General features: G+C 64.1%; 19 protein-coding genes and 2 tRNA genes. 4 read left to right on the plus strand and 17 right to left on the minus strand.

Going from position 1 to position 20,754, the window contains the following annotated elements; genetic code table 11:
* Positions 1 to 146: 146 nt before the first annotated feature.
* Entirely contained in the window at positions 147 to 929 is a 783-nt protein-coding gene (locus L0V05_RS15260; protein WP_234871904.1) for a DUF2189 domain-containing protein, read from the minus strand.
* A gap of 68 nt (positions 930 to 997) precedes the next feature.
* Positions 998 to 1,774 carry a DUF2189 domain-containing protein gene (locus L0V05_RS15265; protein WP_234871906.1) on the minus strand — a complete coding sequence of 259 codons (777 nt, stop codon included), beginning with the start codon at positions 1,772 to 1,774 and terminating at the stop codon, positions 998 to 1,000.
* A 254-nt stretch (positions 1,775 to 2,028) separates the two neighbouring features.
* On the opposite strand from L0V05_RS15265, the gene L0V05_RS15270 reads away from it, so the two are divergent.
* The gene (locus L0V05_RS15270) at positions 2,029 to 2,598 is read left to right on the plus strand and encodes an imm11 family protein (RefSeq protein WP_234871908.1); all 570 of its coding nucleotides are present in this window, start codon (positions 2,029 to 2,031) and stop codon (positions 2,596 to 2,598) included.
* Between the two features lie 82 nt (positions 2,599 to 2,680).
* On the opposite strand, the gene prfB is transcribed toward L0V05_RS15270, so the two are convergent.
* The 3 genes from prfB to L0V05_RS15285 form a co-directional block, all read right to left on the minus strand.
* Positions 2,681 to 3,808, minus strand: a complete 1,128-nt coding sequence (gene prfB, locus L0V05_RS15275; protein WP_234871910.1) for a peptide chain release factor 2 — start codon at positions 3,806 to 3,808, stop codon at positions 2,681 to 2,683.
* 86 nt (positions 3,809 to 3,894) lie between these two features.
* Positions 3,895 to 6,438 carry a penicillin-binding protein 1A gene (locus tag L0V05_RS15280; protein WP_234871911.1) on the minus strand — a complete coding sequence of 848 codons (2,544 nt, stop codon included), beginning with the start codon at positions 6,436 to 6,438 and terminating at the stop codon, positions 3,895 to 3,897.
* Positions 6,439 to 6,531: 93 nt separating this feature from the next.
* Positions 6,532 to 7,737, minus strand: a complete 1,206-nt coding sequence (locus L0V05_RS15285) for an N-acetylmuramoyl-L-alanine amidase (RefSeq protein WP_234872227.1) — start codon at positions 7,735 to 7,737, stop codon at positions 6,532 to 6,534.
* A gap of 165 nt (positions 7,738 to 7,902) precedes the next feature.
* Between L0V05_RS15285 and L0V05_RS15290 the strand changes: the two genes are divergently transcribed.
* Positions 7,903 to 8,697 (plus strand): DsbA family protein, encoded by a 795-nt coding sequence (locus L0V05_RS15290; RefSeq protein ID WP_234871913.1) that lies wholly within the window; start codon positions 7,903 to 7,905, stop codon positions 8,695 to 8,697.
* A gap of 193 nt (positions 8,698 to 8,890) precedes the next feature.
* Here L0V05_RS15290 and L0V05_RS15295 read toward each other — a convergent pair whose 3' ends face one another.
* The 5 genes from L0V05_RS15295 to L0V05_RS15315 all read right to left on the minus strand — a co-directional run bounded on the left by L0V05_RS15295 (position 8,891) and on the right by L0V05_RS15315 (position 14,462).
* Positions 8,891 to 9,754, minus strand: coding sequence for a peptidoglycan-binding domain-containing protein (locus tag L0V05_RS15295; protein ID WP_234871915.1), 864 nt, complete (start codon positions 9,752 to 9,754; stop codon positions 8,891 to 8,893).
* 116 nt (positions 9,755 to 9,870) lie between these two features.
* The gene (gene ispG / locus L0V05_RS15300; RefSeq protein ID WP_234871917.1) at positions 9,871 to 11,001 is read right to left on the minus strand and encodes a flavodoxin-dependent (E)-4-hydroxy-3-methylbut-2-enyl-diphosphate synthase; all 1,131 of its coding nucleotides are present in this window, start codon (positions 10,999 to 11,001) and stop codon (positions 9,871 to 9,873) included.
* 116 nt (positions 11,002 to 11,117) lie between these two features.
* Positions 11,118 to 12,377 carry a helix-turn-helix domain-containing protein gene (locus L0V05_RS15305; RefSeq protein ID WP_234871919.1) on the minus strand — a complete coding sequence of 420 codons (1,260 nt, stop codon included), beginning with the start codon at positions 12,375 to 12,377 and terminating at the stop codon, positions 11,118 to 11,120.
* A gap of 116 nt (positions 12,378 to 12,493) precedes the next feature.
* Positions 12,494 to 13,717: a 5-aminolevulinate synthase gene (hemA, locus tag L0V05_RS15310; RefSeq protein WP_234871921.1), complete on the minus strand. Its 1,224-nt coding sequence runs from the start codon at positions 13,715 to 13,717 to the stop codon at positions 12,494 to 12,496.
* A gap of 148 nt (positions 13,718 to 13,865) precedes the next feature.
* Positions 13,866 to 14,462, minus strand: coding sequence for a 5-aminolevulic acid synthase (locus tag L0V05_RS15315; protein WP_234871923.1), 597 nt, complete (start codon positions 14,460 to 14,462; stop codon positions 13,866 to 13,868).
* 126 nt (positions 14,463 to 14,588) lie between these two features.
* On the opposite strand from L0V05_RS15315, the gene L0V05_RS15320 reads away from it, so the two are divergent.
* Both L0V05_RS15320 and L0V05_RS15325 read left to right on the plus strand, forming a co-directional pair.
* Positions 14,589 to 15,962: a M20/M25/M40 family metallo-hydrolase gene (locus L0V05_RS15320; RefSeq protein ID WP_234871925.1), complete on the plus strand. Its 1,374-nt coding sequence runs from the start codon at positions 14,589 to 14,591 to the stop codon at positions 15,960 to 15,962.
* Entirely contained in the window at positions 15,959 to 16,402 is a 444-nt protein-coding gene (locus tag L0V05_RS15325) for a GNAT family N-acetyltransferase (RefSeq protein WP_234871927.1), read from the plus strand. Before L0V05_RS15320 ends, L0V05_RS15325 begins: the two co-directional genes overlap by 4 nt.
* Here the strand turns inward: L0V05_RS15325 and L0V05_RS15330 are convergent, their stop codons facing one another.
* The 7 genes from L0V05_RS15330 to blaOXA form a co-directional block, all read right to left on the minus strand.
* Positions 16,403 to 17,071, minus strand: coding sequence for a hypothetical protein (locus L0V05_RS15330; protein ID WP_234871929.1), 669 nt, complete (start codon positions 17,069 to 17,071; stop codon positions 16,403 to 16,405). It lies immediately after the preceding gene.
* A gap of 130 nt (positions 17,072 to 17,201) precedes the next feature.
* Complete coding sequence (locus tag L0V05_RS15335) at positions 17,202 to 17,423, minus strand: RND transporter (RefSeq protein WP_234871931.1); 222 nt, start codon at positions 17,421 to 17,423, stop codon at positions 17,202 to 17,204.
* Between the two features lie 66 nt (positions 17,424 to 17,489).
* Positions 17,490 to 17,566 (minus strand) — tRNA-Asp (locus tag L0V05_RS15340).
* Between the two features lie 52 nt (positions 17,567 to 17,618).
* Positions 17,619 to 17,695: transfer RNA gene (locus L0V05_RS15345), tRNA-Asp, on the minus strand.
* A 109-nt stretch (positions 17,696 to 17,804) separates the two neighbouring features.
* Positions 17,805 to 18,683, minus strand: a complete 879-nt coding sequence (locus tag L0V05_RS15350; protein ID WP_234871933.1) for an alpha/beta hydrolase — start codon at positions 18,681 to 18,683, stop codon at positions 17,805 to 17,807.
* Between the two features lie 63 nt (positions 18,684 to 18,746).
* The gene (locus tag L0V05_RS15355) at positions 18,747 to 19,682 is read right to left on the minus strand and encodes a pirin family protein (protein ID WP_234871934.1); all 936 of its coding nucleotides are present in this window, start codon (positions 19,680 to 19,682) and stop codon (positions 18,747 to 18,749) included.
* 96 nt (positions 19,683 to 19,778) lie between these two features.
* Positions 19,779 to 20,585, minus strand: a complete 807-nt coding sequence (gene blaOXA / locus L0V05_RS15360) for a class D beta-lactamase (RefSeq protein ID WP_234871936.1) — start codon at positions 20,583 to 20,585, stop codon at positions 19,779 to 19,781.
* Between the last annotated feature and the right edge of the window lie 169 nt (positions 20,586 to 20,754).

Genomic DNA, 20,754 nt, shown 5'->3' on the forward strand with positions numbered 1-20,754 from the left:
TCTGTCGCTCATCGTAAAGGGGGACAGACGATGCGTATTCTCACGACTGCTTCGCGCTGGCGATCCTTGTGTCGCGCCTGATCGCGGCTCGATCCGAAAATCGAAAGGCGGCGCCTCCCTGCGCCGCCTTTTTCACTGCCCGATGGTCAGTCAAGCGCCCGGCGATACAGGTGCCAGCTCGCATGGCCCAGCACCGGCAGCGCAATGAAGAGGCCGAGGAAGGCCGGCACCATCGCAACCATCAGGAAGCTTGCGATCAGCCCCGCCCAGCTTGCCATCACCCGGGGATTGGCCAGGCAGACGGCGACGCTCGTGCGCATGGCGGTGACGAAATCCACGTCGCGCTCCAGCAGCATCGGCATGCTGATGACGGTCAGCGCGAACAGGAGCCCGGCCAGCAGGCCGCCCAGCATGCTGCCCACGGCAAACATCGCGATGCCGCGCAGGGATGCGATGAAGTCCAGAGGTTCGGACAGGTTGCCCATGGTCATGGTACCGAAGAAGGCTGCAAAAAGGCCGTAGGCCAGCAGGATCCACGCCATGAACACGAAGAAGATCACCACGATCATGAAGGGCAGCTGTCCTTGCCGCTGCTTCCAGATGACCCCGAGGATCGAGCCGAAGCGCAGGGGCTCGCCCTTCTCCAGCCGCCGGCTGACCTCGTAAAGCCCAACGGCGGCGAAGGGCGCGACCAGCGGGAATCCCCCGGCGAAGGGAATGATCCACCAGACCTGCCCCTTCAGCGTGAAAACCACCCAAAGCGCGATGCCCGCCAGCACGTAGACCGAACTGAAGAACAGGCCGTAGAACGGCGCCCTGCGGAAATCGCGTCCGCCCGCTGCAAGCGCCGCATCGATATCGGCGATGCTGAGCTTGCGCACCACCGGTTCGGCGGGAGAAGGCGCATCAGTCATGGTTGTTGTGGTCATCTCGTCTCCCTTTGAGTTTCCGCCCGTCCGCGACCCCTCTCATCCCGACCGCAAGCGGGTGCATCAATCTAGCTCAATGCCTTTCGATAAAGGTGCCATGTCGCATGACCCAGCACCGGCAGGACAATGAACAGGCCAAGGAACCCCGGCAGCATCCCAAGGAACAGCAGCACCGAGATGATGATCCCCCAGCCGAGCAGCACCACCGGATTTTCGCGCACGCAGGCCAGGCTCGTCAGCATGGCAGTGACGAAGTCGACCTCGCGGTCCAGAAGCAGCGGCAGGCTGACTACGGTCAGCGAGAACAGAAGCGTGGCAAAGACAGCGCCGACCAGCGTGCCGACGCCCAGGAACATCAGTCCGTTCGGCGTCAGGAACACCTCGAAGGACGAGGTGACATTTGTCATCACGCTCAGCCCCATGAACAGGGCAAAGATCATGTGCGCAAGGAAGTTCCAGAACAGGAAGAACACCACGATCACCGCCGCCATCGACGGGATCTGGCGGTCCTTCTGGCGGAAGATCACGCCAAGGACGCCCTTCCAGTCGAGCGGCTCGCCCGCCTCCAGCCGCCGGCTGACCTCGTAAAGCCCGCAGGCGAGGAAGGGCATCAGGATCGGGAAACCGGCTGAGGCGGGCAGCGTCCACCAGATTTGGCCCTTGGCCGTGACCGCCCACAGGATCAGCCAGCCGCCGGCAACATAGACAGCGGCGAAGAACAGGCCATAGAGGGGCGCACGGGTGAAGTCCCGCCAGCCCGCCGCAAGGCAGGCGCGCAGGTCGGCGAACGTGACGCTATTCACCTCCGGCACCGCCGGCGGCCCGGCAAGACCCTCCTCGGTCATCGCGGTCCTCCCTCTCCTCACTGGTTACGCTAGCGGAAGGAGGGAAGTCCGATCAATTCCGTATTTAGGATATCGGGTTATGAGCGGCCCGCAACCTGCGCTTGTGGGGCAACAGCCGCGCGGGTTAGGCTCGCGGCGACAGGCGTAGGAGGAACAATATGGCCCATCCTACCGGCGGGCAAGGAGGAGGCGGTGCGGTGACGAGTGGGATGCCGAAGATATGGGCGACGGATTTCCAGACAACAACGCTCAACATGACAAAACTCGTTCCGCATCATGACCGCCCGCTGATCGAGTACATCAATCTCTATGAGGCCCGGGTTCCAGTGACGCCCGAACAGGCGCCAGACTACCTCCATTTCAACAAATCGGGCTATCCGGAAAAACTAAAGTCCAGTCTGCGTGACATCTTTGAAGTCGGCGGCGGCATCATCGTCATCTCGGAGCGCTTCCACGATCTTCTGCAGGGCTTCGATCTCGGACCAACGCGACTGATCGAGGTGCCGGTCTTCGAATACGACCAGCAGCGGCAGCGGCCGGGGCGGTTTTGGATCCTGCACATCGTCGCGCAAAAGACCGAATTCGTGCCGGAAGCGTCGGAGAATGTGGAGATGTATCCGAGTGGCGACGCCTGGAAGCCGGACCCATGGATGAGGGGTGATGATGTCATCGCAGTCCGCGCCTCGGCCGCCGAAGGCCCTGATCTCTGGGTCGATCCGACCCTGAGCAATCGCATCTTTGTCTCTGACCGCCTGTATCGCGCGATCAAAGCCGAGAAGATCACCGCGCGGTCGCTGAAGTTCAAACCCTGCCGGGTGGTGTGACGGTCAGCCGGGGCGGGACAAAAAGTCTTCGAAGACTCTTGGCAAGTTCCTTCGAAGGAATTTGCGGGCGCTCGACCCGGCCTCAGTCCTCGGCGTTGGCCTCGGCGCGGCTCTTGCCGGCGACGTCCATGGCGAGCGTGGCGGCCATGAAGCGGTCGAGGTCGCCGTCGAGCACCCCTTGCGTGTCCGAGGTCTCGACCCCGGTCCGCAGGTCCTTCACCATCTGGTAGGGCTGCAGCACGTAAGAGCGGATCTGGTTGCCCCAGCCGGCATCGCCCTTGCTTTCATGCGCGGCGTTGATCGCGGCGTTGCGCTTGTCGAGTTCCAGCTGGTAGAGGCGCGAGCGCAGGGCATTCATGGCGATCTCGCGGTTCTGGTGCTGCGACTTCATCGAGCTGGTGACGACGATGTTGGTCGGCAGGTGGGTGATCCGCACGGCCGAGTCGGTGGTGTTGACGTGCTGCCCACCCGCGCCGGACGAGCGGTAGGTGTCGATGCGGATATCCGACGCCGGGATCTCGATCTCGATATTGTCGTCGACCACCGGATAGACCCATACGGACGAGAACGAGGTGTGCCGCCGCGCCGCCGAGTCATAGGGCGAGATGCGCACAAGGCGATGGACGCCCGATTCCGACTTCAGCCAGCCATAGGCATTGGGGCCTGAAATCTTGTAAGAGGCGGACTTGATCCCCGCTTCTTCGCCCGGGCTTTCGGACTGAAGCTCGACCGTGTAGCCCTTTTTCTCGGCCCAACGGACATACATCCGCGCCAGCATGTTGGCCCAGTCGCAGCTTTCGGTGCCACCGGCGCCTGCGTTGATTTCCAGATAGGTGTCGTTGCCGTCCGCCTCGCCGTTCAGCAGCGCCTCGACTTCCTTGGCCGAGGCAAGCTCGACCAGCTTCTTCAGCGCCTCCTCGGCCTCGCTGACGATCTCGGTATCGCCCTCGGCCTCGCCGAGTTCGATGAGCTCGACATTGTCCTTCAGACCGCTCTCGATCAGGCGATAGGTCGAGACCTGGTCCAGCAGCGCCTGGCGTTCACGCATCAACTTCTGCGCACGGGCGGGGTCGGACCACAGGTCGCCATCCTCGATCATGGCATTGAATTCTTCCAGCCGGTGCGGGGCGGTTTCCCAGTCCATCCTCTGGGCAAGCAGCGTCAGCGACTTCTTGATCGCTTCGACGTTGTTCTGGGTTTCGGCGCGCATCGGTCGTCATCCTTCGAAGGTCGGGGCGGAGATAGCCGTTCAGAGGTCGCGGGGCAAGGCCCGCCACCCCTGCCCTAACCCGCCTGTCAGTAGAGGCCGCCCGAGCTCAGCGTGCCGAAATCGGCCTTCTTCGGGATCACGGCCCGTTCGCCGGTCGAGGTGGTGACGGCTGAACCGAAGCCCTCTGCCCCGTCCGTCTCGCCGGCCGAGAAGAGCGGCAAGTTCGAGCCCATGGCGAAGCCGCCGTCGACCACGGCCTGGGCAAAGGCGGTGTCCTGCTGGCCCTCGCGGAAGTATTCGGCCTGCACGTTCGGACCAGTGGCATCGTCAGGCAGCCGGGCGCCGGAATAGCGGTCGACCTTCACGAAATAGCCACCGGGTGGCACCTTGAACTCGGTGCCCCCGTACTTCTTCACCGCCTCTTCCATGAACGTCTGGAAGACCGGTGCGCAGGTGCCGCCGCCCGACGCGCTGCCAAGGCTGCGGGGCTGGTCGTAACCGATGTAGCAGCCTGCCACGAGGTTCGAGCTGAAGCCGATGAACCACACGTCCTTGGCATCGTTGGTCGTGCCGGTCTTTCCGGCGATCGGGACCGGCAGTTTGATGCCGCGCCCGGTGCCCCGCTCGATCACGCCTTGCATCATCGAGGTCAGTTCATAGGCGGTGATCGGGTCCATCACCCGCTCGCGGTCGGCAATGATGGCCGGCGCGTCGCCGGCATCGAGGCTCGCCAGCTGGCAATCCTCGCATTTGCGGTCGTCATGGCGGTAGATGGTGCGGCCGTAGCGGTCCTGCACTCGGTCGACCAGCGTGGGCTCCACCCGCTCGCCGCCATTGGCGAACATCGCATAAGCGGCGACCATCTTGAACAAGGTCGTCTCCTGCGCACCGAGTGCGTTGGCAAGGAAGGGGCTCATCGGGTTGTAAACGCCGAAGAGTTCCGCGTATTTCGCGACCGTCTCCATCCCGATCGCCTGCGCGATCCGCACGGTCATCAGGTTCCGGCTCTGCTCGATCCCCGTCCGCATGGGCGACGGGCCGTAGAACTTATTCGAGGCGTTCTTCGGCTTCCACAGCCCTTCGGGCGTGTTCACCTCGATCGGGGCGTCGATGACGATCGTCGCCGGCGTGAAGCCTGAGTCGAGCGCTGCGGCATAGACGAAGGGCTTGAAGCTCGAACCCGGCTGGCGCTGCGCCTGGGTGGCGCGGTTGAAGACCGACGACTGGTAGCTGAAGCCACCCTGCATGGCGATGACGCGGCCGGTATTGACGTCCATGGCCATGAAGGCGCCCTGGATCTCGGGCACCTGCCGCAACGACCAGCGCTTGAGGCTGCCGTCATCGGCGGTCAGGCGCGTCACCAGCACCACGTCGCCCACCGAAACCAGATCGCCCGGCGCCTTGGCCTTGGGGCCAAGCTTGCCGTCCGCCCCGCGCTTGCGCGCCCAGGTCACGTCATCGGCGGGGATTTCCTGGGTACCATCGAAGCCTTCGACCCCAATGGTCGCGACGCCACCCTCGGTCGACAGCACCACCGCCGGATACCACCCGGTAATGTCGCGCGGCACCTCCGCCTTGCCGAGGGCGTTGCGCCATGCATCAGGGCCAAGCTCGGCTTCGGGGATCGTCACCCGCGAGGCCCGCCAGACGCCAAGCCCGCGGTCGTATTTTTCCAGGCCCTGGCGCAAGGCGAAGGCGGCGCGCTCCTGCAGCTCGGGGTCGACAGTCGCGCGGATCGTCAGGCCCCCCGCGAAGAACTGATCCTCGCCGAAGCTGCCCGACAGCTGGCGGCGGATCTCATCGGTGAAGTAGCTGCGCGGCGGAAGGGTTGAACGGAAGGCTGGGAAGTCACCGCTCTGCACGGTCTTCAGCGGCTCGGCCTTGGCGGTTTCGTAGGTCGCCTGATCGATATAGCCATTCTCCAGCATCTGGCCGAGAACGTAGTTCCGCCGGTCGACCGCGTCCTGATAGTTGCGCACCGGGTGAAGCTCTGCCGGCTTCTTCGGCAGTGCTGCAAGATAGGCCACCTCGCCTGCGGTCAGCGCCGTCAGCGGCTTGTTGAAATAGGTCTGCGCCGCAGCGGTGACCCCGTAGGAGTTCTGCCCCAGGAAAATCTCGTTCAGATACAGCTCGAGGATCTTGTCCTTGGAAAGCGTCTTCTCGATGTTGGAGGCAAGGATGATCTCCTTGATCTTCCGCTCGCCCGTCCGCTCGCCGCCAAGCAGGAAGTTCTTCATCACCTGCTGGGTGATGGTCGAGGCGCCACGCGTATTCTCTCCGCGAGACACGATGGCGTCGCGCAAGGCGCCGGCCATCGAGGTCACATCATAGCCCTTGTGGTGGTAGAAGTTCTTGTCCTCGGCACTGATGAAGGCGTCCTTCACCAGATCAGGAATGTCCTCGATAGGCGTGAACAGGCGGCGCTCATCGGCGAATTCGTCGATGATCTCGCCTTCACCGGAATAGATCCGGCTCATCGTCTTGGGGGCGTAATTGGCAAGACTGGCGCTGTCGGGCAGGTCACGGCTGTACATGTAGAAGACGCCGCCCACTACGAGAGCGACGAAGAACAGGCCGAGCGTGACCATCGTAAAGATGGCCCCGAAGAATGAACCGATGAACCTGAGCAAAAGCGACTCCCGAACGGATGCCCCCCTATACAGGGGAAAGCCCCGAAAGGTCAAAACCCGTTGGGTTAAACAGGCCGTGAGCCGCTCGGAACCTCAGTCACGCGGGATCTGGGCGCGGGCCGCATCTTCCTTGGCCCAGACCAGCAACCCGCTCACGATTGCCTTGGCCAGTTTGGCCCGCCACTCCGGATCGGTCATCCGCGCATGATCGCGCGCGCTGGACAAGAAACCGATCTCGAGCAGGAGCGATGGGATGTCGGGCAGTTTCAACACCGAAAATCCCGCAGACTGCAGCGGCACCCTGTGCATCTTCAGCCCATCCGCCAGGATCGCATCGCGCAGGTCGATTGCCAGCGCCTCCGTCCGGGGACGGGTTTCTGTCCGGGCAAGGTCCATCAGCACGGTCGCCACCGTGTCGTCCTGATCGGTCAGATCCACGCCCGACAAGAGTTCATCACGGTCGTGCCGTTCGGCCAGCGTCGCCGCGGCTCGGTCGCTTGCATCTTCGGACAGGGTGTAGATCGTCGCACCAACCGCCTCGCCCTCGGCCAGCGCGTCGGCGTGGATCGAGATGAAGACGTCCGCTGCAGCTGCATTGGCGATCGAGATCCGCGTCTCAAGCGGGACGAAGACGTCCTCGTCCCGGGTCATCACCACGGTGAAGCCGCCGGCGCGCAGCAGCGCCTCCTTCAGTTCGCGCGCAAAGGTCAGAACGATGTCCTTTTCAAAGGTCTTGTCGCGTTCCGCGCCGGGGTCGATGCCGCCATGGCCGGGATCAAGGACGACGACCAGCGGCCCGGTGCCCCGTGGCAGGGCCTTGGGCAGATCGGCAGCCTTTGGCAGCGCCCATTCCGGGGGCTCGGGCTGACTGGCCCTGGCCGCAAACTCCTCGGCCGTGGCGGGGGCAAGACGGATCGTCAGCAGCGCGCGGCCATCGCCCGTCTCCATCCCCGCACTGGCGACCAACATCGGACTGGCAAGCTCCATCACCAGCCGCGACCAACCCGACCGCACGGTTCCGGCCCGAAGGTCGGCAAGCCCGCTCTCGGGTCGTTCAAGGGTGCCGATCGCGGCCCAATCCACCTCTCGCGTGTCAAGGACCAGACGCGGAGGAGAGTCGAGCAGGCGCACGCGCCAAGGCACGGGCTGGGACAGGCCGAGCGTCACAGTCAACCCGCCGCCCGATCCCTCGATCGAGGATCGCGCCGCATCAAGCCGGGCCAGCGCAGAAAGCTCATCGGCAAGCGCCGCGGCACCCGTGCAGAGGACCAAAACCATCGCCGTCAGGAATGCCCGCATCCGCCCTGCCCTCATTTTTTGCGCCAGACTATCGGTCGAGCGCGCGCGCTTGTCCATGCACGGCAGGTCGCGCGTGGCGATCACGTTGCAGCGAAACCCCGGCCTTCGCCTTGTCTTTCCTGCCCACCAGCCGGTAAACTCGCGCGCGAATAGGGTCGCCTCGGCATGCTTGCGGCCAACGAGATGGAGTTCGATATGCCTGCGACCCGTGCCGCCCGGCGGCTGATCCCAGCCCTAGCGGCGACCCTTGCCCTTGGGGCGCCGGCCCTGGCGACAGACCTGTCGCAGATGACCGATGCCGAACGCGCCGCATTCGGACAAGAGGTGCGGGCTTATCTGCTCGAGAACCCCGAAGTCCTTGTCGAGGTGATGAACGTCCTGCAGGAGCGCCAGCAGCAGGCCGAGGCCGCGAACGACCAGCAGTTGATCCAGAGCCACTCGGCCGAGATCTTCAACGATCCCAACAGCTGGGTCGGCGGCAATCCCGACGGCGACATCACCGTGGTCGAGTTTACCGACTACCGCTGCGGCTATTGCCGCAAGGCCTATGACGAGGTTTCGGAACTGGTGCAGTCGGACGGCAACATCCGCTTTGTTGTCAAGGAGTTCCCGATCCTCGGCGAAGCCTCCGTGACCTCGGCACGCTTCGCCATCGCGGTGCGGCTGACGGCCGGGGATGCGGCCTATGAAAAGGCCCACGACGCGCTCATCACTCTGCGCGGCGATCCGACGCCCGAGAACCTTGGAAAGCTGGCAGACCAGCTTGGCCTCGACAAGGATGTCGTCCTTGCCAAGATGGGCAGCGACGAGGTGACGGCCGTCATCACCGCCAACCATGCCCTTGGCGAGGCGCTGCAAATCTCGGGGACCCCGACCTTCGTCGTCGACGGCACAATGCTGCGCGGCTATGTTCCGCTCGACGGGATGCGCCAGATCGTGGCGCAGCAGCGCAAGGGCTGACGCCGTCCTGCGCGTTGCCTTGACGCCGCCATTCCTTTGCCGGCTTTCTTGCAGCTTGGGACAAGATCAACTTTTCCCCGCCGCAGGCCAACACGAGTTACGCCAGGCCCGAGGCGCAATCGAGTGAAGGTCGCATGTCAGAATTGTCTAACAAACGCATATAATCCAAAGCTTTTTCAACCATGCCCCAGATTCATTTGGAAGTGGCGTTTATCACGCTCGAACCATCCGGCTGTAAGAAGAGGTCATACTCCGCTTCCTTGCAGTCAACATTCCAGTAGACGGTGTCATTCTCGAAAGGGGCCGTCGCCCTGATCGCGGGGATGCTGCAAGGGTGGTCATGGCCGCGCAGGTAAAGCGCGAGCGCGTTTCGACGAACATCGTCCTCATAGCCAGCCAGTTCGGCGCCAAACGGCTCGGGCGGCTTGGCTTTCGGCGCCGAGATGTAGAGTTGATTGCCAAACGCCTCGACATTCGGGGCAACCACCTCTGTGGCGATGATGTCCCAGAGTTTTTGCCTACCGCCGAAGGCCATAATGGTCCTCCAGGCCGTTTCAGGAGAAATGTCGTCGGTCTTCGCAAGCCCGATGTCGTCCTGGAACGCATGAAGAGCGGCGCGTGTCTTCGGCCCCATCTCGCCGTCGGGGGTGCCCACGTCATAGCCGGACAGCCCGAGCGCCGCCTGCGCAATGTAGGTCGTGAAAAGAGGGCCAGGCTCGGTGAATTTGGTGATCTTGCCGTTGGGGCTGACGGTCTGTGTCGTTGTGCAGTACCCGTTCAGTCTGGTCATGCAGGCCGTGATCGACGCGAGCCGCGCCCCAGCCTCGCTACTCATGCCGCACGAAATGGCGAGGGCCTCGGACCAATCATTGGATGAGCTGGCAATTGCTGCCCAGCCGCGCGGACAGGTCAGCGGGATCTGGCAGGCAGGTCCGCCGGCATCCTTGCAGAACTGGACTGCCTGTTCCCATCCGTATGCCCCGCAGTTGACACAGAAGCCAAGGCTCAGGTCGTTGTCGATTGCGAAGGTAATCTCGGCGCGGACGGTACCGGGCACGGTCGCTGTCAGCAAAAGGGCAAAGGAAACGGCATAACGCAACATGACAGCCATCAGCCCGCTGACCCAACGTCAGTGACGCTACCACAACCAGGCCCGGCTGTGAACGATCTGCTCTATTCCGCCGCTTCCGCGCGGGCCTGTGCCGCCTCAATTTCTGCGGCCTTCGCCTCGACCAGTTCGACGATGTGGTCGATCATCTTGTCGTTGCCCAGCTTGTGGCTTTGTTTGCCAGCAAGATAAACCATGCCCGACCCCGCCCCGCCGCCGGTAAAGCCGATATCGGTCATCAGCGCCTCGCCCGGGCCGTTTACCACGCAGCCGATGATCGACAGGCTCATCGAGGTGGTGACATGGGCCAGCCGCTCTTCCAGCGCCGCGACGGTCTTGATGACGTCGAAGCCTTGCCGCGCGCAAGACGGGCAGGAGATGATCGTTACGCCACGATGGCGCAGGCCGAGCGACTTCAGGATCTCGTAGCCGACCTTCACCTCTTCCACCGGATCGGCGGAGAGAGAGACGCGGATCGTATCGCCGATCCCCATCCAGAGCAGGTTGCCCAGGCCGATCGCCGATTTCACCGTGCCCGAAACCAGCCCTCCAGCCTCGGTGATGCCCAGATGGATCGGCGCGTCGGTCGCATCGGCCAGCTGCTGATAGGCGGCGGCAGCGAGGAACACATCCGAGGCCTTCACCGAGATCTTGAATTCGTGAAAGTCGTTGTCCTGCAGGATCTTGATATGGTCGAGCCCGCTTTCGACCATCGCCTCGGGACAGGGCTCGCCATACTTGTCGAGCAGGTGCTTCTCGAGGCTGCCGGCATTCACGCCGATGCGGATCGAACAGCCGTGGTCCTTCGCGGCCTTGATGACCTCACGCACGCGGGCGGCATCGCCGATATTGCCGGGGTTGATCCGCAGGCAGGCCGCACCCGCCTCGGCGGCCTCGATGGCACGCTTGTAGTGGAAATGGATGTCCGCCACGATTGGCACCGGGCTTTCCGCCACGATCTCCTTCAGCGCACGCGTACTCTCCTGATCGGGGGTCGAGACGCGGACGATGTCTGCCCCAGCCACGGCGCAGCGCATCACCTGCTCGATCGTCGCCTTGGCGTCGCTGGTGATGGTGTTCGTCATCGTCTGCACCGAAATCGGTGCGTCGCCGCCCACAAGCACCTTGCCGACACGGATCTGACGCGACTTGCGCCGGTCGATGTTGCGCCAGGGACGAACGGGATTGTGGGACATGGGATTAGCCTCGGGGTTCCGCGTCGCGCTCTAGATAGCCCTGCACGACCAGCACCGCAACGGCGGTCTCGGTTACAGACGGCCCCATGGAACAAATGACCAGCCGAGAAAAGCCGTTACTCGGTCGGAGTAACGGCTCCGGGTGCAGCGGTAGTTGCCGTCGCATCCGCAACCGCAACGGCAGCAGCGAGATCGGGATCGACGGAAAGATCGGCCAACTGGTACTTCTGCGTCAGCGCCTCGGGCGACAGGGCCACGTTCTTGACAACCTGCGCCCCAGGCGCGGCCGGACCATAGGTCTGACCATTTACGGCGAAATAGACTGATCCGGAGTTCCCGGCGCGCAGAACAGGCGGCTGTTCCATCTGCGGCACGACATAGCGTTCGCCGGCGTCGAGTACCTTTTCGAACAGCACCGTCCCGTCAGCAGACTGAACCCGCACCCAGGACGGGCGCGCGGCAATCAGCTCCACCCCCGGTGCCGCATCGGCAACAACTTGCGGGGTGTCACCTGTCGCGGCATCGCTCACGCCGGCGGCAGCAAGCGCCTGATCCACGGCCGAGCCAAGCGCGGGTCCGGTTTCACCGGCACGCGGATTGATCGAGGCGATCGGTCCGTCGCGAGACACAAGAACCGGAACATCCAGCGCCTGCGGGCGATAGAGCCGGTCATACCCCTGCGCGGCGGCGACCGGATCGGCTGACTGATCTGCAGACGCGATCGTCGTGTCAACCGGTGGGGCGGACCGCACCAGCGGCGCATCGCTCTTCACGTTGCCAAGCGGATCAACCTCGGCAACCACGACCGGCGCTTGCTCGATCGGGGCAAGCTGCACCCGCTGCACTTCCTGCAGGACAGACCAGCCGCCGTAGCCGAGTGCGCCGATCAGACCGACCAGCACAAGAATGGACCCGACAGCGCCCGGTTCGATCCGCGAAAGGAAACTCTGCCCACGGGGAATGAACGGCGTTCCGGGCTCGACAAACGGATCGCGCAGGCCGGGCATCGTCCGCGACGCGGGTGCGGCCTTTGACACGCGTGTGCTGCTGGAACTGCCGAGCGACTGCGTCGGAGCAAACCCAGCTTCGGCACAGAATTTCGCATAGGCCCATTCGGGATCGAGGCCGAGGTAGCGCGCGTAGGAGCGGATGTATCCAGCGATGAAGCCCTGGCTTTCAAAGGCCGAGACATCACAATTCTCGATCGCGGCGATATAGGTCGCCTTGATCTTCAACTCCCGCTGAACATCCAGAAGTGAGCGCCCGAGCGTGGCACGTTCGCCGCGCATCACGTCGCCCAGCCGCACCTCGAAGTCGTCAAACCCTTTGGGTTTGTCTTCCACTGGCGTCGAAGGATTGGACCTCCGCCCGATCATGCGCCTCTTGCCCTTCTGCCCCACCGTACGGACGAGTCGTGTCTGTGCCGACTCGCATCACGTCCTATTGACCAAACGCTAACACAGGACAAGTCGCTTTGCACTTGCAGAGCGTATCAGGCAGAGGCCTCGGCGCGATTCAGCGCACAATGTGACCAGAGATTGTCCATCGCCCTGACCAGATGGTCGATGTGGCGCGCGTCATGCACGGGCGACGGCGTGAAGCGAAGCCGTTCGGTCCCACGCGGCACGGTCGGGAAGTTGATGGGCTGTACGTAAATCCCGAAGTTTTCCAGCAACATATCCGACAACATCTTGCAATGGACGGGGTTGCCGACATGGACCGGGACGATATGCGTGCCGTGGTCGATGATCGGCAAGCCAAGACCCTTGAGCCGCATCTTCAGGATGCGCGCGTTCAACTGCTGGGCATCGCGAAGCGACTGATCTGTCTTTAGGTGCCGAACCGAGGCGGCAGCCCCTGCCGCGACCGCGGGCGGCAACGACGTCGTGAAGATGAAACCCGGCGCATAGCTGCGGATCGCATCCACCATCTTTGCCGAAGCGGCGATATAGCCGCCCATCACGCCATAAGCCTTGGCCAGCGTGCCGTTGAAGATGTCGATGCGGTCCATCAGACCTTCGCGTTCCGCCACGCCGCCACCGCGCGGCCCATACATGCCGACGGCATGAACCTCGTCGAGATAGGTCAGCGCGCCAAATTCGGCTGCCAGATCGCAGATTGCGCGGATCGGGCCGACATCGCCATCCATCGAATAGATCGATTCGAAGGCGATCACGATCGGCCGCCCCCTCTCGATGCCTTGCAGGATGCGGCGCAGGTCGGCCACGTCATTGTGCTTGAAGATATGCTTTTCTGCCCGGCTGCGACGGATGCCTTCGATCATCGACGCGTGGTTCAACTCGTCCGATACGATCACGAGGCCCGGGAACAGCGTAGCCAGCGTCGAGAGCGTCGCATCGTTGGCGATATAGGCCGACGTGAAGACCAGCGCGGCTTCCTTGCCATGCAGGTCAGCAAGCTCGGCCTCGAGACGCTTGTGATAGATCGTCGTGCCCGAGATGTTGCGCGTTCCGCCCGAGCCGGCGCCGGTGGCATCCAGCGCCTCATGCATGGCGGATAGCACCGTCGGATGCTGGCCCATGCCGAGATAGTCGTTGCCGCACCAGACGACGATGTCCTTCTCCGTCCCGTCGGGGCGGCGCCAGACGGCGTTCGGATAGGCACCCTTGCGACGTTCGATGTCGATGAAGGTGCGATAACGCCCTTCGTCGTGCAGCCGCTTGAGGGCTGAGTCCAGGGCCTTATCGTAGTCCATTCGCGTCTCCAAGTTCCGCTGGGGGGCAGGTCTGCCCTCTCTCGCTCTCACAGCAGGCGGCGTGGTTCCTTGATACTGATCAAAAAGCCATCTCTGACATCGGTCATTTTGCCGCTGATATTCAGAGATCTGTTAACCACCAATCCCGTCAATCGGCAATTGCGACGATACAGTCGGTCGGGACAACCGGCGCCGGCTTCTTCGCACATTCCTCAATGGCCTTGGCCGCTGCGTCCTTGCCCTTGCCGATTCCCCAGGTTCCGGTCGAGGGCGAGATGGCAAAGACCTTGTCGCGGCGGATCTTCTTGTAAGTCTTGTCGAAATCCTCGGTTGCGCTTGACGACAACTGGAAGGGTCGCTCGGTCCAGCCTTTCGGACGGATCAGGCCGACGATCACGCAGTCCGCCGCACCTTTCCGCTTTTCGGTGCAGGCGGCGAGCGCCGCAACCTTGGCAGCCTCGATCGTGTGGTGGTTGGCAGCGGCAACCGTGGCTTCCGACATGAGCCCGTCATCGGGAGAAATGGCGATCGCACCGTAATAGGGCTGGGCCGCGCCGACCTGGGCCAGAATCACGCCTTCCTTGTCGGACAGTGCCTTGTTCGGCAGGATCTCGACCTCGGCCTCGCCGACGGGATAGAGAAGCGGCGCGACTGCGGCTTCGGTCATGGTCTGGGCCGCTGCTGCGGAAATCCCCAGGGAAACGATGCCGGCGGCCAGGGTGAGGCCAGCCCGAATGACGGTCATTCCAATCTCTCCGTTCTGCGGCTTACTGCCAGAGTCGCCGCCGATATAAGCGATCCCGGCGGCACTGGACAGAGGTTGCGACCCGCGCCTAGGGTCGCGGGCCAGCCAAATCACGAGAGTTTTCCAATGAGCCTGCAAGACGTCCTCGCCCGCATCGACCGCGACCTGCCCGAAGCAGTCGCCCGGCTTGAGACATTGCTGCGCATCCCGTCGATCTCGACCGACCCGGCCTATCGCAGCGATTGCGCCAAGGCCGCCGACTGGCTGGTCGAGGATCTGCGCGGGATCGGTTTTGACGCCTCGGCGCGCCCGACCCCCGGCCATCCGATGGTCATGGGCCATGGCGGCAATGGCGGCGGACGGCACCTGTTGTTCTACGGCCATTACGACGTGCAGCCGGTCGATCCGCTGGAACTGTGGCACAGCGATCCCTTCGGCCCGCAGATTGAGGACACGCCCAGGGGCAAGGTGATCCGCGGCCGCGGGGCCTCGGACGACAAGGGACAGCTGATGACCTTCATCGAGGCCTGCCGGGCCTGGAAGGCCGTGAACGGCACCCTGCCCGGCCGCCTGACGATCTTCCTGGAGGGCGAGGAGGAATCGGGCTCCCCCTCGCTGATCCCGTTCCTCAAGGACAATGCGGCCGAGCTGAAGGCAGACCTCGCTCTGATCTGCGACACAGGTCTTTTCGCCGACCGGGTGCCGGCCATCGTCACGCAACTGCGCGGGCTGGCGAAGGTCGAATTCACCATCAGGGCGGCCAGCCGCGACCTGCATTCCGGCGGCTATGGCGGCCTTGCGATCAATCCGCTGCGGGTCATGGCCCGGCTTCTCGCGGGCCTTCATGACGACAAGGGACGCGTCACTTTGCCCGGCTTCTATGACGGCGTGACCGAACTGCCCGAGGACATCCGCGCCCAATGGCAGGGGCTGGCCTTCGACCATGCCGCCTTCCTTGGCGATGTCGGCCTGTCGGTTCCGGCGGGCGAGCAGGACCGCACTCCGCTCGAAATGCTGTGGTCCCGCCCGACCTGCGAGATCAACGGGCTGTGGGGCGGCTACACGGGTGCTGGCTTCAAGACCGTGCTTCCGGCCGAGGCCCATGCCAAGGTCAGCTTCCGCCTCGTCGGCCAGCAGGACCCGGCGAAAATCCGCGCGGCCTTCTTCGACTATGTCCGCGCCAACCTGCCCGCCGATTGCACGGTCGAGTTCGACCAGTCCACCGGCAGCCCGGCCAGCCACATGGCGGTGACAGATCCGGCCTTCGAACTGGCCCGGAAGGCGCTGAGCGACGAATGGGGGATGCCGGCGGCCTTCATCGGCGAGGGCGGCTCGATCCCGGTCGCGGGCTATTTCAAGACCTATCTCGGCATGGACGCGATGTTGATCGGCTTCTCGAAGGACGACGACCAGATCCATTCGCCGAACGAGAAATACGACCTCGATTGCTTCCACAAGGGCATCCGGTCCTGGGCACGCATCCTCGCGGCCCTGACATGACCATCGCCTTCCGCGATGCGCAGCCCGAGGACGAGGCAGCGTGGCGGCAGCTTTGGCAGGGTTTTCTCGACCACTACGCCGAAACGCTGGACCCCGCCGTTACGGATGGGATTTGGGCGCGGATCCTCGATCCGGGTCACGGGCTGAATTGCCGCCTCGCGCTCCTTGACGGACAGGTGGCGGGCCTGGCCCATTGGCATCCCCAGATTGCGACCTGGCTCCTGAAGGACGACCTCTATCTCGAGGATTTCTTCATCGAACCCGCCTGTCGTGGCCGGGGCCTAGGGCGGGCGATGATGGAGGATCTGGCGGCGGTCGGCCGGGCGCGCGGGCTTGGGCGCCTGTGCTGGAACACCGAGATCGACAACGATCGCGCCAGAAGTCTTTACGAGACGCTGGCGCCCTGGGACGGGCTGATCCGCTACCGGATGCCGCTCTGACTACTTGATGATCGTCACCGAGGTTGCGCGGCGGTTCGCGCCATCGGCATACCATTCGATCTGGACCTTGCTGCCGTTCTTCAGCCCCGGATCAATGAAATCTGCCGGCAAACGATAGACGGTGCGGTTCGACAGGATGAGGTTCAGCGACGACTCGTTGAAACTCTTCACGATTCCCGTCGCGGTCACCGTGGGAATCGTCGGCGTGTCCGGAATAGCGACGCTCTCCTCGGCAACACCGAATTCATCGAAGACCAGGGGCGTATTCTCGGCCGGCGCGCCCATCGAGGCATCGGTGGGCTGCCCGCCATCGACCGGTTCGCCCATGCTCGGCTCGATCGCCTGACCCATGACGGGGTCAACCGGCTGTCCCATCATGGGGTCGACCGGCTGGCCCATGGTGGCATCGCCGGCCACCGGTTCGACCGGTTCGCCAAGCGAGTCGATGGGCGGGTTGGTGACTTTGATCTGAGTGTCCGGCGCCTGGGTCGAAGGGTCCATCGACAGCGCTTCGTTCGGAACCGACTCCATTGGAATTGGCGGCTGCGCCAGAGGGCCGTCATCGACGGGGGCGCCCAGGGAATAGTCCTGAGCCAGACTGCCGGATGCCAGCCCCGCCCCGAGAATCACCGACAGGGCCATGGTTTGCAGCGGGCGGAGGGGGCGCATCGTCTTCTCCTTGCAGTCCGGGGACGCGGTCTTCGCAACACATGCCATCTCGGCAGCGAATTCTGAACCCCCAATCACGTGATCGGCATCTACCTTTCGGCAATCAGCCGCGCAAACCGATCGGGACAGTTCAGGACGCGCCCTGTGCCATACGAACGAGCTTGACGATCAGCGCGAGCCAGGGCGCTGCATGCAGCGCCAGATCGAACCAGTCGAGCGGACGGACAAGCGTGCCAGAGGCCAGCATCCTGAGCTTTTCCACGATATGCGGCTCAGGAACAAAGGGGGCGAGGCCAAGCGTGGCCGCCGCCAGCAGAAAATAGAAAAGGGGCGTCTGATCGAAGAGAGACATATGCGCGTTCCCGAATGAGATGGCGAAGTCATCGCGCATCGCAACCCGGCTGTCGCTGAGGTGAAATGGCGCGGTGGACGGGGCTCGAACCCGCGACCCCCGGCGTGACAGGCCGGTACTCTAACCGACTGAGCTACCACCGCGCATGGGCATCCGTTTCGCCGGAAATACGACGCCGGTCGGTGTCCTGGCAGGTGGCGCGGTGGACGGGGCTCGAACCCGCGACCCCCGGCGTGACAGGCCGGTACTCTAACCGACTGAGCTACCACCGCGCGGGCACCTGCCGGGGACACTCCCGGCGTGGGCGGTCTATTACGCATCCCCACAGGCGGCGTCAAGCGCACCCCGCCGCGAAAGCCGGGAAATTTGCGCCTCCGCCCCCTACAGCGGATGCGCGGCAAGGAAACGGGCGATCGCCGCTGCCGTCTGCGCCGGATGGAGATCGGGGAAGAAATGACCGCCCGGCAGCGCTTCGGCCTGAAGGCTGGTGAATTTCGGCACCCAGGTGGCGGGCAGATCATAAAGCCGGGCCATCGCACCGCTGGCGCCGTAGAGCACCAGTGTCGGCGCGGCAATGCGACGACCGAGATCCGCCCGGTCATCGGCGCGATCCACCGTCAGCGCCGCACGGTAGTCATTGCAGGCCCCGCGGATCGCCTCTGGGTCGCGCCAGGCGGCGCGGTAGGCCGCCATCTGTTCGGCATCGAAATCCGCAACCTTTGACGCGCCCCAGCCGACGAGAGAGGTCTCGAAGAAGAAATCCGGGTCGGCGCCGATCATCCGCTCGGGGAAAGGTTCCGGCTGGGCAAGGTAGAACCAGTGCCAATAGGTCTGGGCGACCTCCATCCGCAAATCATCAAGCAGCGTCAGTGTGGGCACGATATCCATCAGCGTAACGCTTGCCACCGCCTCCGGGTGATCAAGCGCCATCCGGTGCGCCGTTCGCCCGCCACGGTCATGGCCGACGAGATGGAAGCGCGGCGCTCCAAGCGCGCGCATCACTGCAAGCTGGTCGGCAGCCATGGCCCGGAAGGAGCAATCGGCCATGTCCTGCGGTTTCGACGAAGCGCCGTAGCCCCGCAGATCGGAGCAGATCACCCGGTAGCCTCGGGCGACAAGATCGGGCGCGATCCGCGCCCAAAGGGCATGGGTCTGCGGGAAACCATGCAAGAGCAGGACCGGCGGCCCCTCACCGCCCGCAACGCAGAAGATTTCTGCGCCATCGACCGCGATGCGATACCGGGTGAAGCCTTCGAACATGCGCCCCCTCCTCTGCCTGCCCCTATCTTGAGACCGGACGCCGACAGGCGGCAAGGGAGTCGTTCAGCGCTCGGGCGCCGGGATGAATTCCTGATTGTCGTCGGGGGGCAGGCGGAAGCGGCCATGCGCCCAGTCGCCGGCGCGCCAGGCCTCCTTTGCCGCCTCGATCCGTTCCTTCGACGAGGCGACGAAGTTCCACCAGATGTGGCGCGGCCCGTCCATCGTTGCCCCACCCAGCAGCATCAGCCGCGCGCCCTGATCCCCTGCCCGGACCGAGATGCGGTCGCCGGGGCGGAAGACCAGCATCTGGCCTGCCTCGAACTCCTGCCCGCCGACAGTCACGGCGCCATCGAGCACGTAGACCCCGCGATCCTCGTGGTCGTCCGGCAGCGGGATCGCCGCGCCGGGCTGCAGCAGGGCATCGGCATAGAAGGTCTCGGAGAACACCTTGACCGGGGCTTTCTCACCCCAGGCGGTGCCCAGCACGAGGCGCACCTGCTTGCCCTCGCCTTCCAGTTCCGGCAGCGAGGTCTTTTCGGCATGGATGAAGTCGGGTGTCGCGTCCTCGTGCTCCTTCGGCAGGGCCATCCAGGTCTGCAGGCCGAGCATCGAGAAGGGCGCCTTGCGCATTTCCTCGTCGGTGCGCTCCGAATGGCTGATGCCATGCCCGGCCACCATCCAGTTCACCGCGCCCGGTTCGATCCAGAGGTTGGTGCCAAGGCTGTCGCGATGATGCAGCCGACCCTTCATCAGATAGGTCACGGTGGCGAGCCCGATATGGGGATGGGGGCGCACGTCGATCCCCTGCCCGGTCAGGAACTCGGCCGGTCCCATCTGGTCGAAGAAGATGAAGGGGCCGACCATCTGACGCTGAGCCGAGGGCAGCGCGCGCCGCACCTCGAATCCGCCAAGGTCGCGGGCCCGGGGGACAATGACCGTTTCGATGGCATCGACGGCGTCCCCGATCGGGATCTCGGGATCGAGCAGCGGGTTCCACATGACGGCCTCCTGTTCCTGTCTGACGCCAAGATAGACCCGAACCTTCGGCGCACAAATTGGCCACCCACGATCAGATTCTGCGCATTTTCGCGCAGATCAGTCGGAAAGGATGGCCGGGAGCATCTCCAGCACCTCACCACGCAAATGCGGGCCAAGCGCCGGACCGCCCCGTTCGGCATCGATCTGCATCGTCGCGAAGACGACCTCGCGCCCCTCCTTCTCGGCCCAGCCGACGAACCAGCCGAGCGGCGTGGCACGGTTTGGCTTGCCTTCTACCAGAGGATAGCCCGTCCCGGTCTTGCCGTGGACCGTCCAACCGCCGGCCTGAAAGACAGGAAGCACGGCCTCGGTCATGGCGACGGCCCGCTTCGACACCGGCAGGTCGCCCAACCGGAAGCGGCGCAGGAAATCCACCTGCTCGTCGGGCGAGATTGCGAGGGACGACATCAGCCAGGACTGGGTCAGGCCATTGTTCTTGCCCGGGTCGCCCGACACATCCGCGTTGCCGTAAGCGAAGTCACTTGTATAGGCGGCAAACCTTTCCATCCCCAGTTTCCCAGTCAGAACGCGCGAGAACCAGACGAGCGATTGCTCCTCCCAAAGAGCGGCATCGGCCCGCCGGATCTCGGGCGCGTGAGAGGCAGGCTCCTCTCCGGCCGGCAAGTCCCAGACCGGGGTATGCGCGTCGATTAGCACACCTGCATCGAAGCCCATGATCGCGAGCGGCAGCTTGAAGCTCGACATCGGCGGCATCCGGGTGGCGCAGTCCCCTTCGCGATGCAGGACATCCCCGGACTCGACGTCCGCAACGACGGTGCATTGCAGCAGGGGCGCCCCGGCTTCGGCCGGAACAGCGACCAGCGGCAGGATCAGCGAGAGGGATAGGGCGAGTGTGGAACGCATCAACTTCTCCTTGCAAAGGGCGCGGCCCTAGCGTGCAAGATCAAGGCAACCAAGATCCTCGGCCTCGTCCTCACGCAAATGCGACATGTCGTGTCGCAGATGTGTTGACGTCTCCGTCGATTGGGCCGCACTCTGCCCTCAAGCCCGCCGCGCCAGTTCGAGGAGTCCC

The sequence above is a fragment of the Alitabrizicola rongguiensis genome (assembly GCF_021491355.1).
In the GTDB taxonomy this organism is placed as follows: domain Bacteria; phylum Pseudomonadota; class Alphaproteobacteria; order Rhodobacterales; family Rhodobacteraceae; genus Aliitabrizicola; species Aliitabrizicola rongguiensis.

Coding starts and splice junctions, on each gene's coding strand:
- L0V05_RS15325 (WP_234871927.1), top strand. CDS start 15,959: ATGACCATCGCCTTCCGCGATGCGCAGCCCGAGGACGAGGCAGCGTGG.
- L0V05_RS15260 (WP_234871904.1), bottom strand. CDS start 929: ATGACCACAACAACCATGACTGATGCGCCTTCTCCCGCCGAACCGGTG.
- L0V05_RS15335 (WP_234871931.1), bottom strand. CDS start 17,423: ATGTCTCTCTTCGATCAGACGCCCCTTTTCTATTTTCTGCTGGCGGCG.
- ispG (WP_234871917.1), bottom strand. CDS start 11,001: ATGTCCCACAATCCCGTTCGTCCCTGGCGCAACATCGACCGGCGCAAG.
- L0V05_RS15315 (WP_234871923.1), bottom strand. CDS start 14,462: ATGACCGTCATTCGGGCTGGCCTCACCCTGGCCGCCGGCATCGTTTCC.
- hemA (WP_234871921.1), bottom strand. CDS start 13,717: ATGGACTACGATAAGGCCCTGGACTCAGCCCTCAAGCGGCTGCACGAC.
- blaOXA (WP_234871936.1), bottom strand. CDS start 20,585: ATGCGTTCCACACTCGCCCTATCCCTCTCGCTGATCCTGCCGCTGGTC.
- prfB (WP_234871910.1), bottom strand. CDS start 3,808: ATGCGCGCCGAAACCCAGAACAACGTCGAAGCGATCAAGAAGTCGCTG.
- L0V05_RS15330 (WP_234871929.1), bottom strand. CDS start 17,071: ATGCGCCCCCTCCGCCCGCTGCAAACCATGGCCCTGTCGGTGATTCTC.
- L0V05_RS15305 (WP_234871919.1), bottom strand. CDS start 12,377: ATGATCGGGCGGAGGTCCAATCCTTCGACGCCAGTGGAAGACAAACCC.
- L0V05_RS15350 (WP_234871933.1), bottom strand. CDS start 18,683: ATGTTCGAAGGCTTCACCCGGTATCGCATCGCGGTCGATGGCGCAGAA.
- L0V05_RS15320 (WP_234871925.1), top strand. CDS start 14,589: ATGAGCCTGCAAGACGTCCTCGCCCGCATCGACCGCGACCTGCCCGAA.
- L0V05_RS15270 (WP_234871908.1), top strand. CDS start 2,029: ATGACAAAACTCGTTCCGCATCATGACCGCCCGCTGATCGAGTACATC.
- L0V05_RS15355 (WP_234871934.1), bottom strand. CDS start 19,682: ATGTGGAACCCGCTGCTCGATCCCGAGATCCCGATCGGGGACGCCGTC.
- L0V05_RS15265 (WP_234871906.1), bottom strand. CDS start 1,774: ATGACCGAGGAGGGTCTTGCCGGGCCGCCGGCGGTGCCGGAGGTGAAT.
- L0V05_RS15290 (WP_234871913.1), top strand. CDS start 7,903: ATGCTTGCGGCCAACGAGATGGAGTTCGATATGCCTGCGACCCGTGCC.
- L0V05_RS15285 (WP_234872227.1), bottom strand. CDS start 7,737: ATGCGGGCATTCCTGACGGCGATGGTTTTGGTCCTCTGCACGGGTGCC.